Origin of the sequence: Nocardioides halotolerans DSM 19273 (genome assembly GCF_000422805.1) — a bacterium.
GTDB lineage: Bacteria > Actinomycetota > Actinomycetes > Propionibacteriales > Nocardioidaceae > Nocardioides > Nocardioides halotolerans.
The window spans coordinates 145,318-157,014 of sequence record NZ_AUGT01000009.1 but is presented as its reverse complement, the minus strand read 5'-3'; the positions used below and the strand labels follow the sequence as shown (position 1 = coordinate 157,014).

The following is an 11,697-nucleotide window of genomic DNA, read 5'->3' as shown; positions in this document are numbered from 1 at the left end:
GTCACTGCTCCACCTCTCGAAGGAGCTCGAGGATCTTGGCGACCTGCTTCTCGAGGTCAGCGTCGATCTCGGCGAGGGGTCGGGGTGGGACGTACTTGTAGAAGTGTCGGGTGAACGGGATCTCGTAGCCGGTCTTGGTCTTGGTCCAGTCGATCCAGGCGTCGGGGACGTGGGGCTTCACTTCAGTGTCGAAGTAGGCCTGGATGACATCGGTGTTGCCAGCGGCGCCCGCGGTGGAGCCGCCGTAGGTGAAGGGGACGTTCTCGGTGTCGCGCTTCTTGGCGTCCGGCTTGGGCTTGCCCTTGCGGTCGCCGACCGGGTTGCCGGCCTCGTCGAGGAGTGGACGCTCGATGGTGATGGTCCAGTAGCCGAACTCGTCGTTGGACAGGATCTTGGAGTGGTCAGGGTCGGCGTCGTTGAAGTCGGCGTAAAGCCGGACCACCTGCGCGCGGTCGACGTCACTGATCTCACGGCCCTTGGAGCCCAGGTTCTTGCGCATCTTGGTCCAGAAGGAAGTGCCGTCGACGAGCTGGACTGTGCCCTTGCGGTTGGGATGCTTCGTGTTATCGAGGATCCAAATGTAGGTGGCGATGCCGGTGTTGAAGTACATGTTGGTCGGCAGCGCGACGATGGCCTCGACGAGGTCGTTCTCCAGCAACCACTGGCGGATGTTGGACGCTCCGGAGCCGGCGCCGCCGTTGAACAAGGGCGAGCCGTTCATGACGATGCCGGCCCGACCGCCGCCGTCCTCGGGTGCCCGCATCTTGTGGGCGAGGTGGAGGAGGAAGAGCATCTGCCCGTCGGAGGTGGCGGGGAGACCGGGGGCGAAGCGGCCGTAGGGGCCGGCTTCGTCGCGTTCCTTGGTGATGGCCTTGGCGTACTGCTTCCAATCGACCCCGTACGGCGGATTTGACATGCAATAGTCGAATTGGCGGCCTTTGAAGGCGTCGTCGGTCAGGGTGTTGCCGAAGGCGATGTTGGTGGCGTCGTGGCCCTTGGCTAGCAGGTCGGACTTGCAGATCGCGTAGGACTGGGGGTTGTACTCCTGGCCGTAGAGGCTGAGCCGAGCGTCGGGGTTCTGCGCGAGCAGGTGGTCCTCGGCCAAAGTGAGCATGCCGCCGGTGCCTGCGGTCGGGTCGTACAGCGTGCGGACGATGCCGGCCTCCGTGAGCGCAGCGTCCTTCTCGGCGAAGAGCAGGTCCACCAGCAGCCTGATCGCGTCGCGCGGCGTGTAGTGGTCGCCGGAGGTCTCGTTCGCGGCCTCGTTGAACTTGCGGATGGTGTACTCGAAGGCGTCCCCCATGTCGGAGTTCGAGACCTTGTCCGGGTGCAGGTCGATGGCCCCGAACGCCTTGACGACCTCGCGCAGGAGTCCGGCCTTCTCCAAGGCGAGGATCTCCTTCTTGAACTCGAAGTACTCGAACACGTCGACGTCGGCGGAGAACCGGTCGACGTAGTCGGTGAGGTTGTCCGCGAGCCCGTCGGCGTCGGCCAGGAGGTTGGCGAAGGAGTAGTTCGAGGTGTTGTAGAACGGCCGCCCGGTGGCCTTGGTGACCTCGACCTTGAGCCGGTTCGGGTTGTCGTACTTCGCCGCCAGCTCCCGGACGACGTCACGGTCCGGCTCGAGGATGCAGTCCAGGCGGCGCAGGATCGTAAACGGGAGAATCACGGTGCCGTACTGGTTGGGGCGGTAGGGGCCCCGGAGCTGATCGGCGATCGACCAGATGAAGCTTCCAAGCGTGCTCAAGGAGGTTCCTCACGACAGGCGCCAACAACAACCGGGCACAGTCTGCCCCGACTACGCCGCGTCCGCGTGCAGTCAGGGCGAGTTTGTCACTCTCTTCTGACCAGAGGTCCGGCCGCGGCCGCGTACGCAGGGCCTTGCGCCTGGCTCACGGCGCCTCCCGTACAGCCCTGCTGAGACTGGAGGCGACGCACCGGCCAGCCGGTACATGGGAGGCTGGGCCCCGGTGGCTCGATCCTTCCCCCGCATACTTAGCCCGGATCAAGACACCAGCCCAGCCAGTTAGAATCACACGGAGGTTATCCAGAGGGTTCTCCAGAACTAAACCCTGACCCCCCGGGCCCTTAGCTCAGTTGGTAGAGCATCGGACTTTTAATCCGCTGGTCGTCGGTTCGAGCCCGACAGGGCCTACCACGGGTGTGTTACGTCGCATGAGAGGTGACACACGGCCTTCGGTTGATGGGTTCCACGCTTTCGGGTGATGGCTGACAGCTCCTCCGGTTGATTGGTGACACTCCCGATCATGCGGGAGTTGAGGCCACCCGCACCATCGATCGCTCGACAAAGATCCGGGCGAGGTTGAGTCTGATATCATCTGATATCGAGGGGAGTGGCTGCCGATGACTGACGTACTGATCCGCGACGTTCCCGACTCGGTGATAGCAGGAGTCGATGCACACGCGGCACGGTTGGGGCTCTCGCGTGTCGAGTACATCCGTCGACGCCTGGCCGCGGACGCCGCAACCTCGAGCGTGCAGGTCTCGGCCGATGACCTTCTCGCCTTCGGCGAGCGCTTCGCCGACCTGGCCGACGCGGAGGTGATGGACGGCGCGTGGCGATGACCGACTGGCTCATCGACAAGTCGGCACTAGTGCGTCTGGGAGACAGCCCGGACGCAGAGGAGTGGGCGAACCGCATCGAGCGAGGCCTGGTCAGGATCACCACCGTCACCAGGCTCGAGGTGGGCTACTCGGCGCGGACAGCGGCTCAGGCCCGAACAGCCATCACCCGCCCTCCGATCTCGGCCATGCCCGTGGAGTACCTCACGCCGGCCATCGAGGATCGCGCCGTCGAGGTCCAGCAGCTGCTCGCAGGCAAGAAACAGCATCGTGCCCCGTCGATCCCAGACCTGCTGATCGCCGCGACGGCCGAGCTCGCCGGCCTGACCGTGCTACACCTCGACAAGGACTTCGAGCTGGTCGCGAAGCTCACCGGTCAAACGGTCCAGCGACTTCGCGTCTGAACCACCCGACCGAACCCTCACCACCCGACTCCCTAGTCGGCCGGAGGTCGTCAACTGCGGGCGGCCGTCCTTGGGCCGGCAGAGCCGAGCCACTGTCGAGCGAGAGAGAGCCTGTCGTCAGGCGCTCGGCTGCCAGGACCAACGGAGACCCACCACGAACGTAAAGGTTCGCAGCCGCATGCTCGCTGTCGTGGTTGTCGCAGCGCTGCCCCTTGCCGGTCTGGTCGGCTGCGACAGCGCGCGGCTCCTCGGTGCGGCCTAGCCGCGCGAGCTGCGCGCGGTGGCGTACGCCGGCTCGCGCAGGCGGCGCACGACGGCGTACTGCCGCAGGCCCTCGATCTGGTTCCTGACCGGGTCGAACGAGATCTCCTGGTCGTCGTGGCTGCCGGCCAGGATGAGCACGCCGAACTGCGACCAGTCGCCCAGCGGCGTCGCCCAGGTCAGCGCGAAGGTGTTCTCGCCAGTCGCGAACGCACCCACCAGGAGCGGCCCGGAGGCGGTGTCGTAGGGCAGGAGCGTGGTCATCGGGCGGTCGCGCGAGCCGCGGCTCGGCGTGAGCACGAACCTGCCGATCCTGGTGCGCCCGGTCGTGGCGAAGAGGAGGTCGCCGTACCCGTCCTGGGTGTGCACCCGCACGGCGAGCCCGTGGATGTCGGGCAGCGCGGTGGGCAGCCCGACGGCGCGCGACAGGCGGGCGACGACCTCGTCCTCGCCCGCCTCGTCGAGCCAGGCCACACCGGTCGCGGTCTCGGAGCCCTGGCGGTAGATGCGCCCGGTCACCAGTGAGCCGTCGGGGTGCAGCGGCTTGCGGGCCGGCCGCACCGCTGCGACGCCGCGGGTCGCCGCGGCCAGCACCGCGCCGCCGACCGCCCCGCCGGCGCGGGCGGCCCGCCGCTCGAGCTCCTCCAACGTCGTCATCGCGGCCTCATGCCAGCGCCGTCTCGAACCGCTCCCAGACGCGGTGCGCGCCCAAGGCGGTCTGGACGTCGGCGAGGACCGTCATCGCGTCGTCGTCCGCGAACACGCCGGCCGCCCCGGCGACGCGCGCGAGCTCCAGAGCGCTCACGCCCGCACCCCACGCCCCGATCGCCTTGGCGTGCCGGAAGCACTCCTCGACGAGCAGCAGCACCCGTGGGTCCAGCAGGGGCGCCCCTTCCTCGCCGGCCTTGCTGTCCCGCACGGCCAGCGCGTCTGCTCCCGGGGCCGGGGCGCCCGCCAGCAGCACGGCGTCGAACTCGACCGATCGCGTGGCTGCGAACGTCCGCTGCACGACCGTGCCGTCCGGCAGCTTCCCGCCGTGGGGAGCGACGACCAGCGGCACCATCCCGGCCGCGGAGACGGCCTCGCGCACGGCGTCCAGACCGGACAGGTCGCCCTCGGGGTCGACCACGATCCCGATGATGCGTCCGTCGCTCGGCCATTCGTTCTCGGTGACCTGTGCGAGCGCCGGGCTAGGCATCACGTCCGCCAGCGGCTCGGTCGGGTCCGGCGCGAGCAGCCCCAGACCGGCGGCCACCTGGGCACACAGGTCGGGGTCGACGTTGGCCAGTGCGAGCAGCTGACGCTCCTTGATCGCCTGCTCGAAGCACTTCGAGAGCTCGAAGGTGTACGCCGCGACGATGTGCTCCTTCTCGGGCGGTGTCATGCTGAGCCAGAACTGGCGAGCCTGGCTGAAGTGGTCGTCGTACGACGCGGGGTTCTCCCGGGTCTTCAGCGACTCGGCCACGACCGCGGGGACGTCGACGAACGCGCCGTCGCGGGCGCCGCCCGCGAAGAACGGGCAGCCGCCATCGAGCGAGTTCGGCTTGTACGGAGCCACGCCACCATGCACCGCGTGCTGGTGGAAACCGTCGCGGAGCATGTCATTGACCGGCGCGTGCGGCCGGTTGATCGGGAGCTGGGGAAAGTTCGGGCCGCCCAGGCGGGTCAGCTGCGTGTCGAGGTAGGAGAACAGACGCGCCTGGAGCAGCGGGTCGTTGGTGACGTCGATGCCCGGCACCAGGTTGCCCACGTGGAAAGCCACCTGCTCGGTCTCGGCGAAGAAGTTGGTCGGGTTGCCGGTCAGGGTGAGCAGCCCGATCGCCTGCACCGGTGCGAGTTCCTCGGGCACGAGCTTGGTGGGGTCGAGGAGGTCGATCCCGTCGAAGAGCTCGTCCGGCGTGTCCGGGAAGACCTGGACGCCGAGCTCCCACTGCGGGAACGCCCCTGCCTCGATCGCGTCGTAGAGGTCGCGCCGGTGGAAGTCGGGGTCGGTCCCCGCGAGCAGCTGCGCCTCCTCCCAGGTCAGCGAGTGCACACCGAGGACCGGCTTCCAGTGGAACTTGACCAGCGAGGTCTCCCCGGCGCTGTTCACGCACCGGAAGGTGTGGACGCCGAAGCCCTCCATCATCCGGTAGGAGCGGGGGATGCCGCGGTCCGACATGTTCCAGATCGCGTGATGCTGGGCCTCGGTGTGGAGGGAGACGAAGTCCCAGAACGTGTCGTGGGCGCTCTGCGCCTGCGGGATCTCGCGGTCCGGGTGCGGCTTGCCCGCGTGGATGACGTCGGGGAACTTGATGCCGTCCTGGATGAAGAACACCGGGATGTTGTTGCCCACGAGGTCGAAGGTCCCCTCGTCGGTGTAGAACTTCGTCGCGAAGCCGCGGGTGTCGCGAACGGTGTCCGCCGAGCCGCGCGAGCCCAGCACGGTCGAGAAGCGCACGAACACCGGCGTCTCGACCCCCTTGGCCAGGAAGCCCGCCCTGGTCACCGACCGGGCGTTGCCGTAGCCGATGAACGTGCCGTGGGCACCGGCGCCACGCGCGTGCACCACCCGCTCGGGGATCCGCTCGTGGTCGAAGTGGGTGATCTTCTCCCGCAGGTGGTGGTCCTGGAGCAGCGTTGGCCCGCGCTCGCCCGCCTTGAGCGAGTGGTCACTGTCGCGCAGCCGCGCGCCCTGGGCGGTGGTCAGGAAGCGGCCCTGCTGGCCGACCTCGGTCGCGGCGACGTCGGTGGCCGCGCCCCTCGGCGTCCGCCGGTCCGGCGCGGACTGGTCGGGCTTGGGAGGCAGCGGGTCCCGCGGCTTGGTCGGCTCCGCGACGGTGGGCGTGCCCGACCCGGGCGCGCCGGGCACCGCGGGACGCTCGCGCTCCGACAGGAGCTCCGACACCCGCGCCGCGGCGCTCTCGACGGTCGCCCTGACGGCCTTCCTCACGGCCTTGGCCGGCTTGCTCTCAACCACGCTGCCTCCTGGGTAGGTGCCCGTGGTACCCGCCTCCGGGCCGCTCATCCCACCCTTTCGGGCTCAGCCGGGTACGCCGAGCGCCACGACCGCCACGTCGTCGCGCAGCGTGCCGTCCTGGAACTCGAGCACCGCCGCGGTCAGGGCGTCGACGAGCTCGTGCGGACGAGGGCCGATCCGCGCCGCGGTCGCGAGGAGCCGGTCCTCGCCGTACATCTCGTCGCCGCGCCGGCCCTCGGTGATCCCGTCGGTGTAGAGAAGGAGGGCATCGCCCGGGCCGAGGCGGACCGTGCTCTCCTCGAAGGTCGCGTCGTGGAGCACCCCGAGCAGCGGGCCCCGTCCGGCGCAGGGCTCGGGCGCCGAGCCGCGGCGCAGCAGCAGCGGCCTCGGGTGGCCGCCGATCCCGATGTCGATCGACCACCCGTCGCCCTCGCGACGCAGGCGGAGCAGGACCGCCGTGCAGAAGCGGTCGGTCTCGTGGTGCTGCAGCACCTCGTCGAGCGCGGCGAGCACGGCGCTCGGGCTGCGCTCGGTCACGCAGAGCGCCCGGATCGTGTGCCGCACGAGCGAGGTCACGATCGCGGCCTCGTAGCCCTTGCCGCACACGTCGCCGAGCGTCACGACCCACTCGTCGTCGCCGACCTCGAACACGTCGTAGAAGTCGCCGCCGACGTCGGTGCCGTGGCCGGCCGGGTGGTACGCCGCGGCGACCTCGAGCCCGGCGATCGCCGGGACGGTCGGCGGGATCAGCGTGTGCTGGAGCGTGCGGGCGAGCTCCTCGGCACGCTGCTTCGCCTCCAGGAGCTCGCGCTCGTAGCTGCGGCGCTCGGTGGCGTCGAAGACCGCGATCCGGACCGCGCGCGGGCGGCCGTCGTCGCCCCGGGCCAGCGAGGCGTTGACCAGGACGGGCAGCCGGGTGCCGTCCGGGCGCAGGATGTCGAGGGCCACCTCCTGCACCCGCCCCGCCATCAGCAGGAGCGGGCCGAGGTGGGTGCCGTAGTAGAGCCGGCTGCCCACGGTGAGCAGGTCCACGAAGCTCGTCTCGCCGACGAGGTCGGCCGCCTCGCGCTGGACCCAGGTGCGGAACGTCGCGTTGGTCTTCACGATCACGCCGTCCGGGGTGGTCGTGAGGAACCCGCACGGCGCGGAGTCGTAGAGCGCGACGGGGTCGTCGAGGACGAGCGCGTCGAGGAACGCCGCGCGGGCCCGGTCGGTGTGGACGGCAACGGCGTCGTCGGCGGGGTCCGCCAGGCTCACGCGGCCCCGACCCTGCTGCCGAGGAAGTCGCGCATGGCGGCGATGGTGTCGTCGGGCGCGCTCAGGTGCGGGCAGTGGCCGGTGGCGTCGAGCAGCACCATGCGCGCGTCGGGGATGGCGTCGGCGACGTACTGCCCGACCTCGACCGGAGCGATGACGTCCTCGCGGCACTGGAGCACCAGCGTCGGGATCCTCACCTCGGGGAGCGCGTCGCGGCAGTCGCTGAGGAAGGTGACCCGGGCGAACTGGCGGGCGATCTCGGGGTCCATGCGGCAGAAGCTCGCGGTCAGCTCCTCACCCAGCGCCGGCCGCTCGGCGTTGCCCATGATCACCGGCGCCATGGCGGTCGACCAGCCGAGGTAGTTGCTGTCCAGCGACGCGAGCAGCTCCTCGATGTCCGCCGCGCTGAACCCGCCGCGGTAGCCGTCGTCGTCGATGTAGCGGGGCGAGGGACCGATGAGCACGAGGGCCGCGAACCGGCTCGGCTCGGCGACCGCGGCCAGCAGCCCGGTCATCGCCGAGACGGAGTGCCCGACGAGGACGACGTCGTGGAGGTCGAGCTCGCGCACGACGCCGAGGATGTCGTCCGCGTAGGCGTCGAGGGAGTCGTAGCGACGGGGGTCCCACGCCGCCGGGTCGGACCCGCCCGCGCCGACCAGGTCGAGCGTGACGATCCGGTGCTCGTCCGCGAACGCCGGGGCGACCAGCCGCCACATGTGCTGGTCGCAGCCGAACCCGTGGACGAAGAGCATCGGCTGCCCGTCAGCACGGCCGGAAACCTGAACGTTGAACCTGTCAACCAGCGTCACCGACGAAGACTATCGGCCGGTCGGCGATCCTCCAGCAACCGCGACAGCGGGCTTCTTGCGCCGTCAGCGCTCGCGACGCACCCGGCGCCGCAGCTGCAGGATCCGGAGCAGGCCGGCCAGCAGCGCGAGGAAGAGACCCGCGACCGCCGCGATCATCAGTGCGACCGCGACCGGCACCCGACCGTCCCAGGCCAGGAACGACACCGTGACCTGCCGGGTGTTCTGCGCGATGAAGATGATGAGCAGCAGCAGGACGACGCCGAGGCCGACCGTCGCCGCCCACACGCCGCTGGTGCGTGACCCACGCAGCGGGTCGCCGTCCTTGCGGTCCATCCCCTCGCGGAGGAGCCGCTCGCGGTCGGCCTCGGGGGTCTCAGTCATGGTCGCTCAGTACCCACGCACTCGCTGCGCGGACGGCGGACCGTTGCCACTGGTCGCCCCACCGGGTTGCGGGCTAGATTGAACGGGTGACGAGGTCGCGGACGGTGGCGGGTCGCTTCCGCCTGCCGTCCTACGACTCGTGCGACGACGAGGCCTGACGGGCTGACCGCCGGCGCTCGCGACAGCCGGCCGAACACTCGCCTCCGTCCGCCTTCCGAGTGGAGTCACAGTCATGCCTGCGTTGCCGTCGTCCCGTCCTGTCCTCCTCGTCGTCGCTGCCACCGCCTGCTGGGGGTGTGGCACGGTGCTCAGCAAGCAGGTCCTCGACCGGGGAGTGCCACCCCTGACCCTGCTAGCGATCGAGCTCGGTGCCAGCTGCCTGGTGCTCGCGCTCGTGCATGGCCGCGTGGGGCCCACCACCAGGTCGCCCGCCTTGGGTCGCTTGGCCCTGTTAGGGCTTCTCAACCCGGGCCTCGCTTACGGCCTGGGGCTGCTGGGACTGCTGTCGATCACGGCCAGCATGTCCGTCCTGCTGTGGGCGTCCGAGCCTCTCGCCATCATCGTGCTGGCCCGGGTGCTGTTGGGGGAACGGCTCGGGGCCTTCACGACCGCGGCCGTCGGCGTCGCCATCGTCGGGGTGGTCCTGGTGGTCCACAGCCCTGGGGCGTCCGGTTCGGCCCGCGGGGTCGTGCTTAGCCTGGCGGCGGTCGCCACCTGTGCCGTCTACTCCGTGCTGACCCGGCGGTTCCTGCTCGACGACAGCTCATTGAACGTGGTGCTGGTCCAGCAGCTCGCCGCCCTCGGGTGTGCCGTCCTCGTGACCTTTGCGGCGGTGACGACGCAGAGCGTCGAGCTCGGACTGCCGAAGGACCCGACGACCTGGGCGCTGGCGTGTCTGTCCGGCGCGGTCTACTACTGCTTCGCGTTCTGGTTCTTCGTGGGCGGTCTGCGGCGCCTGCCCGCCGCGACGGCGGGGAGCTTCCTCCCGCTGATCCCGGTCTTCGGCCTCACAGCGAGTCACGGGTTGGGCGAGCGGCTCGAGGCCGCCCAGTGGGCCGGGGCGGCGATCGTCGTCGCTGCCACGGCGGCCGTGGCGGTCAGACACGTCCGGCGTCGGCCGGACGTCGACGCAGCCTGAGCCGCAGCGATCAACGCACGTGCGGGACCACCACGTCCTCGGCCCGCCCACCGGCGTTGGGATAGAGCGCGAGGGTCAGCGCGACGCCGACGACCATCCCGACGAGCTGCATGCCGACGAACGCCGGCGCCGAGGCCGGCGCGATCCCGGCGAAGCTGTCGGAGAAGATCCGCCCGACCGTCACGGCGGGGTTGGCGAATGACGTCGAGCTGGTGAACCAGTACGCCGCGCCGATGTAGGCGCCCACCGCCGGTGCGGCGGCCGCGCCGCGGCCGGTGCGGGCCAGCGCGAACACGAGGGCGACCAGGACCGCGGTCGCCACGACCTCTGCGACCAGGTGGCCGCCGGTCGCGCGGTGCTTGGAGGACAGCCCGAAGTCCACGTCGAACATCAGGTTCGCCAGGAGCGCGCCGGCGACCCCGCCCGCGACCTGCGCCACGGCGTACGCGCCGACCTCGTGCGGGCGCAGCCCGGCACCGGTGCGGAGGCCGAGGAACCAGTCGGCGAGGGAGATCGCGGGGTTGAGGTGCGCGCCCGAGACCGGGCCGAACAGCAGGATCAGCACGGAAAGCCCCAAGGCGGTGGCCGTCGAGTTCTCCAGCAGCTGGAGCCCGACGTCGTCGGGCGACAGCCGCTCCGCGGCGATGCCGGAGCCGACGACGACAGCGACGAGCAGTCCCGTGCCAAGGAGCTCGGCGAGCAGCCGCCGGCGAAGCGGGAGGGCGGTCACCGGAAGATCTTGACGGACGCATTTTACCTCAGTCAAGATTGAGGCAATGGACGTTGAGCCGAACGACGTGGCGCGGCGAGCCGCCGTCTTCGCGGCGCTCGGCGAGCCAGGTCGGCTCCGCGTCGCCGAGCACCTCGCGGTCGGGGACGCGACGCCGACGGAGCTCGCCCAGAGGCTGGGCGTGAGCAGCAACCTGCTCGCCCACCACCTCAACGTCCTCGAGGCCGCCGGGCTGGTGCGCCGGGTCCGGTCGGAGGGCGACCGTCGGCGCATCTACGTGCGGCTCGAGGGCAATTCCACCCCGTACCTGCGGCCGCCCGCGCCGGGGAGGCCCGAGCGCGTGCTCTTCGTCTGCACGGCCAACTCCGCGCGCTCCCAGCTCGCCGCGTCGCTGTGGACGGCGGCCAGCGAGGTGCCTGTCAGCTCGGCCGGGACCCACCCGGCGGCCAGGGTCGACCCGGGCGCGCGGGCCGCGGCTCGCCGCCATGGGCTGCGCATGTCGGCAGAAATCAAGCCGCAGAAGCTCGAGGAGGTGGGGCCGGGTGACCTCGTGGTCACGGTCTGCGACCGCGCGCACGAGGCGCTCGGCGCGGTCAGCACCGTTCACTGGTCGGTGCCTGACCCGGTCCGCATCGGGACGGCGGCCGCCTTCGAAGCCGCCTTCGAGGATCTCGACGACCGTGTCACCGGGCTGGCTCATCGCCTGGCCGCCGTCTGCTGAGGAGCAGAGCCATGCCCGATCACACCGACCCTCCGGTCGTCCTCTTCCTGTGCGTCCACAACGCCGGCCGCTCGCAGATGGCGCTCGGGTTCTTCGAGCACCACGCCGCCGGCCGGGCGGTGGCGCGATCCGGCGGCTCCGAGCCGGCCAGCCAGGTCAACCCCGTGGCGATCGCAGCGATGGCCGAGCGTGGCATCGACATCTCGACGGGGCATCCCAAGCGCTGGACCGACGAGGGCGTCCGCGCGGCCGACGTCGTCGTCACCATGGGCTGCGGGGACGCGTGCCCGTTCTACCCCGGCAAACGCTACGAGGACTGGGCCCTCGACGACCCGGCCGGCCAGGGCGTCGACGCGGTGCGCCCGATCCGCGACGAGATCGAGCGCCTGGTGCTCGCCCTGCTCGACGAGCTCGGCGTCCGGCCCGCCTGATCGGCCCCAGGCCCGTCCGACCG

At 70.6% G+C, this 11,697-nt stretch carries 12 protein-coding genes and 1 tRNA gene; 6 read left to right on the top strand and 7 right to left on the bottom strand.

The window, feature by feature from the left end; all coding sequences use genetic code 11:
• Position 1: 1 nt before the first annotated feature.
• Positions 2–1,747, bottom strand: a complete 1,746-nt coding sequence (locus G514_RS0100750) for a type I restriction-modification system subunit M (protein ID WP_028650205.1) — start codon at positions 1,745–1,747, stop codon at positions 2–4.
• A 335-nt stretch (positions 1,748–2,082) separates the two neighbouring features.
• Here G514_RS0100750 and G514_RS0100745 point away from each other — a divergent pair.
• From G514_RS0100745 to G514_RS0100735, 3 genes are all read left to right on the top strand, one after another.
• A tRNA-Lys gene (locus tag G514_RS0100745) sits at positions 2,083–2,158 on the top strand.
• Positions 2,159–2,364: 206 nt separating this feature from the next.
• Positions 2,365–2,586: a type II toxin-antitoxin system VapB family antitoxin gene (vapB, locus tag G514_RS0100740; RefSeq protein ID WP_028650204.1), complete on the top strand. Its 222-nt coding sequence runs from the start codon at positions 2,365–2,367 to the stop codon at positions 2,584–2,586.
• On the top strand, positions 2,583–2,987 hold the full coding sequence (locus tag G514_RS0100735) for a PIN domain nuclease (RefSeq protein ID WP_028650203.1): 405 nt from the start codon (positions 2,583–2,585) through the stop codon (positions 2,985–2,987). The genes vapB and G514_RS0100735 overlap by 4 nt, the downstream gene beginning before the upstream one ends.
• A 258-nt stretch (positions 2,988–3,245) precedes the next feature.
• Here the strand turns inward: G514_RS0100735 and G514_RS0100730 are convergent, their stop codons facing one another.
• The 5 genes from G514_RS0100730 to G514_RS0100710 all read right to left on the bottom strand — a co-directional run bounded on the left by G514_RS0100730 (position 3,246) and on the right by G514_RS0100710 (position 8,654).
• Positions 3,246–3,905: a hypothetical protein gene (locus G514_RS0100730; RefSeq protein ID WP_051246363.1), complete on the bottom strand. Its 660-nt coding sequence runs from the start codon at positions 3,903–3,905 to the stop codon at positions 3,246–3,248.
• A gap of 7 nt (positions 3,906–3,912) precedes the next feature.
• Positions 3,913–6,207 (bottom strand): catalase, encoded by a 2,295-nt coding sequence (locus G514_RS0100725; RefSeq protein ID WP_028650201.1) that lies wholly within the window; start codon positions 6,205–6,207, stop codon positions 3,913–3,915.
• A 63-nt stretch (positions 6,208–6,270) separates the two neighbouring features.
• Positions 6,271–7,464: a PP2C family protein-serine/threonine phosphatase gene (locus G514_RS24060; protein WP_169576252.1), complete on the bottom strand. Its 1,194-nt coding sequence runs from the start codon at positions 7,462–7,464 to the stop codon at positions 6,271–6,273.
• Positions 7,461–8,216 (bottom strand): alpha/beta fold hydrolase, encoded by a 756-nt coding sequence (locus tag G514_RS0100715; protein WP_211222005.1) that lies wholly within the window; start codon positions 8,214–8,216, stop codon positions 7,461–7,463. The genes G514_RS24060 and G514_RS0100715 overlap by 4 nt, the downstream gene beginning before the upstream one ends.
• Before the next feature lie 120 nt (positions 8,217–8,336).
• Positions 8,337–8,654 (bottom strand): lipopolysaccharide assembly protein LapA domain-containing protein, encoded by a 318-nt coding sequence (locus G514_RS0100710; RefSeq protein WP_084151678.1) that lies wholly within the window; start codon positions 8,652–8,654, stop codon positions 8,337–8,339.
• A gap of 232 nt (positions 8,655–8,886) precedes the next feature.
• Here G514_RS0100710 and G514_RS0100705 point away from each other — a divergent pair, with 232 nt between their 5' ends.
• Positions 8,887–9,792 carry a DMT family transporter gene (locus G514_RS0100705; RefSeq protein WP_084151677.1) on the top strand — a complete coding sequence of 302 codons (906 nt, stop codon included), beginning with the start codon at positions 8,887–8,889 and terminating at the stop codon, positions 9,790–9,792.
• A gap of 10 nt (positions 9,793–9,802) precedes the next feature.
• Here G514_RS0100705 and G514_RS0100700 read toward each other — a convergent pair whose 3' ends face one another.
• Entirely contained in the window at positions 9,803–10,522 is a 720-nt protein-coding gene (locus G514_RS0100700; RefSeq protein WP_028650197.1) for an aquaporin, read from the bottom strand.
• A 46-nt stretch (positions 10,523–10,568) separates the two neighbouring features.
• Here G514_RS0100700 and G514_RS0100695 point away from each other — a divergent pair, with 46 nt between their 5' ends.
• Together G514_RS0100695 and G514_RS0100690 are read left to right on the top strand one after the other, a co-directional pair.
• Complete coding sequence (locus G514_RS0100695) at positions 10,569–11,243, top strand: arsenate reductase/protein-tyrosine-phosphatase family protein (protein ID WP_028650196.1); 675 nt, start codon at positions 10,569–10,571, stop codon at positions 11,241–11,243.
• Positions 11,244–11,254: 11 nt separating this feature from the next.
• Positions 11,255–11,674, top strand: coding sequence for an arsenate reductase ArsC (locus tag G514_RS0100690; RefSeq protein ID WP_028650195.1), 420 nt, complete (start codon positions 11,255–11,257; stop codon positions 11,672–11,674).
• Positions 11,675–11,697: the final 23 nt, after the last annotated feature.